This window comes from Pseudoalteromonas sp. bablab_jr011 (genome assembly GCF_016464045.1).
GTDB classification, from domain to species: Bacteria; Pseudomonadota; Gammaproteobacteria; order Enterobacterales; family Alteromonadaceae; genus Pseudoalteromonas; species Pseudoalteromonas lipolytica.
In genome coordinates this window covers 1-2,638 of sequence record NZ_JACDWU010000173.1, presented here as the reverse complement: position 1 = coordinate 2,638, position 2,638 = coordinate 1, and the positions used below count along the sequence as shown (strand labels likewise).

Sequence of the window (2,638 nt, the reverse complement as noted above, 5' to 3'; positions counted from 1 at the left end):
ATATTACCGCGGTTAACGAGGGCTTGATTATAGTGAGACCAGTTTGTGATTTTGCTCATTGTTGTTGCACGGGCTAGTAGGATATAGATGATCTGATCACAGGCTGGCAAGATAGTTCAAACTTTTAGGAAACAACGCCTCTATCGTACCAAATAGATAACTTATTTCTTGGTGGCGTTTACTTTCATCAAGTTTTAAGAAGTGACACGTTTCTTCTTGTTGGATGTAATTAAACAAAGTAAATGTTTTATCTAGTTTTTCATTCTCTAATAAATTATTTAATTTGCTTTCATCCAGCTTATTTTTACTTAACTCACGAAAGACAGATCCATCCTGCCAAACCTTAGCCTCAAAACGCTCAATAGTATTTTGATATTTTGCTACCCTACCCGCTTCGCCTGAAATATTGGCGGGAATATGAATACCGATCACAAGTAGGGTACTTGTACCACTTAAAAGCTCTAACTGAACAGTCGTTGGCTTAGTATTATCTCCCTTAAGAATATGATCTTCTTTATTCTTTGAGTCAGTATGCTTAACTCGAGATATTTTCCCCGTAAAACACAACTCAATAGCATCAAATATTGTTGTCTTCCCAAAACCATTTGGACCATCAAAAAGAACTAGATCATTACCAGTGAAATCAAACTCAACTGGTTCTTTGAAAGATTTAAAGTTCTCAATTCGCATCCTTCCTAGCTTAATCATTTGTTTCATCTTCCTTAACAAGTTCGGCAAGCCAGCTTTCAAGATCATTTATATCGAGTTCTAGCAGTTTCTCACATTCTCTTAACTGTTTTTCGGTTAACTTATTATCTATTTTTTGTTGTAATACTACCTGGTTAGAAGGAGTAACTATTAATGACAAAAAAGGAATTTTTTCATAAAGTTTTGCTACAAATAAGTATTCAATTTCTCTTTCAGAAAACTTTGATGGGTTAGCTTTTGTAAATTCATAAAACCTTTCTGTATCAGAGATTAGGCTTTGAATAAAAGCAATATAATTTCTTTTATTACTATCATAAGAACTTTGAATTATCGGAAGTTCTTCAACAGGTAATAATAAAACTTGTTTCTTGAAAAAGTATGGATCCTCTTCAATCGAAATAGCTTTTTTTATTGCATCGTTCTTTGTACTAGCTTTATGTGTAGTAAAAATTATCAATGTAGCATTTTTATCAAATGAAGATGAGATCTCTACGGTTTCATCTGTTAGTTGCTCAAATTTATTAGCATGATTTTTAATTAAAGAGAGTAATTTTATTTGAATATCATTCGTAACATGAGCCAAAACTCTTTCTGGTAAATGAAGATAAACAAAGTAATCACCTTGTAATTTTTTACCAATATAGACTAATGATGAAAAATCATGATCCTTTTCAATATATTTTACTTTTACTAAGGAAAGTTGAGACTCTATAAAAATCTGCTCTATTAGATTATCCATTTATTTCTCCTAATGCTTTTCTACTATCTATAAAACTGATTTCTTTTTGTTGAGTAATTTTATCTGATTCTTTTATACTTAAGCTCTCTTTCTCATAGCTTTCAACTTCAGTTATTTTCTCTATTCCGGCTAAAATTTCATCATTTTCATCTGTTGAATTAACGACGATATAATCGACATTAGTAAAAATATTTGATTGATTACCTTGGTTATCGGCTAACCCTTTTTTTGTTCTTTCAACCTCAATATACTTACTTTCAGGATCAGCTTCATTGAAACTAATACAACTGGGCTGATACTCAAAAACCTTATTTTTACATTTTAGTGTTAATTTGCCAGATGGTTTTTCAACTTTTTTAATAAAGTTAAAAAAAACACTTTTAATTTTCTTTGGCTCTGATATTTCAGAATAATACTGATGTTCCGACGTGCCTTTAGAAACATGAGGGTATATGCGTCTCAAAAAACCCGCACAGTCATTAGGAAAATATTGTTGAATTACATTTTGGCGAACAGACTCTAACCTTACCGTATAATATTGGTATGTTTTATCATCAATAGCTGAGTTTGCTAACAACATGTCAGTGTCTTCAATTTGTTCTTTATAAGCCTTTTCAAAGTTTTCACGACACACTAAATTCCAATATGAATCATCTTGGTCTCTATAAGTGCTTTTTAGCTTTTGTACAATAACCTTAAAAGAAATACTCGGTTTAGTTCGCTGCAAGTAAGGAATATGATGATCTTTCTTATCTCTAATGTGCTGGTGCCTTAGCATTAAATTCTGATCAACTAGTGAACATAATGCTGTTTTATATAATTTAATATCTGTATCAGAAAAAGTTGTTCCACGGTGCAATAGCTCTAATAGTTCCTTGATTAGTCTATCTAGCTCTGAGTTCAGTGCATCATCAGATAGAGCAAGATTGTAGACCGTAGAATTATCAAAGCTAAGGAAAACCTTTTGGCAGGAGAGACTTTTTGGCTGAGCTAAATTTGGAACTAAATGGCTTGGTATACCTGCAATATTGGTAATATTTTCCTGGGGTGGTGGCGTTGTTTCCTAAAAGTTTGAACTATCTTGCCAGCCTGTGATCAGATCATCTATATCCTACTAGCCCGTGCAACAACAATGAGCAAAATCACAAACTGGTCTCACTATAATCAAGCCCTCGTTAACCGCGGTAATAT

3 protein-coding genes are annotated in these 2,638 nt (G+C 32.5%); all 3 read right to left on the bottom strand.

The window, feature by feature from the left end:
* Window positions 1-96: 96 nt before the first annotated feature.
* Genes JIG41_RS09650 through JIG41_RS09640 form a run of 3 tightly spaced genes read right to left on the bottom strand, consistent with a single transcriptional unit; the run spans window position 97 to window position 2,465 of the window.
* Window positions 97-717: an ATP-binding protein gene (locus JIG41_RS09650; protein ID WP_249406637.1), complete on the bottom strand. Its 621-nt coding sequence runs from the start codon at window positions 715-717 to the stop codon at window positions 97-99.
* The gene (locus tag JIG41_RS09645) at window positions 701-1,447 is read right to left on the bottom strand and encodes an ABC-three component system middle component 1 (protein ID WP_180311797.1); all 747 of its coding nucleotides are present in this window, start codon (window positions 1,445-1,447) and stop codon (window positions 701-703) included. The genes JIG41_RS09650 and JIG41_RS09645 overlap by 17 nt, the downstream gene beginning before the upstream one ends.
* Complete coding sequence (locus tag JIG41_RS09640) at window positions 1,440-2,465, bottom strand: ABC-three component system protein (protein WP_409372724.1); 1,026 nt, start codon at window positions 2,463-2,465, stop codon at window positions 1,440-1,442. Before JIG41_RS09640 ends, JIG41_RS09645 begins: the two co-directional genes overlap by 8 nt.
* Window positions 2,466-2,638: the final 173 nt, after the last annotated feature.